Origin of the sequence: Clostridium boliviensis, from assembly GCF_033342255.1 — a bacterium.
Classification (GTDB): domain Bacteria; phylum Bacillota; class Clostridia; order Lachnospirales; family Lachnospiraceae; genus Lacrimispora; species Lacrimispora boliviensis.
Map to the genome: position 1 here is coordinate 1 of NZ_JAWONS010000074.1, position 249 is coordinate 249.

Sequence of the window (249 nt, forward strand, 5' to 3'; positions counted from 1 at the left end):
CGGTCATGGACTGGAGCCGCGCCAAAACCCTGCTGATCATTGCCTTCGTCGCCCTCAACCTGTTTTTGACGGTACAAGTCATCCAGGCATGGATGGAAAAATCGCAGATGCAAAACGGGAGTGACTCCATCCGCCGGGAGCTGACGCAAATCTTGCGGGAGAAGGAAATCGAAGCGCCCAACATTCCGCGGAACCCGCCGCCGGTCTCCGTCCTGGAAGCGCGAATCGCCCCCCCGGAAAAGGGTTGGA

1 protein-coding gene is annotated in these 249 nt (G+C 59.0%); it reads left to right on the plus strand.

Annotated elements, in window-relative coordinates; all coding sequences use genetic code 11:
• A partial coding sequence (locus tag RZO55_RS03005) for a hypothetical protein (RefSeq protein WP_500683301.1) occupies window positions 1–249 on the plus strand: 249 nt, incomplete at both ends.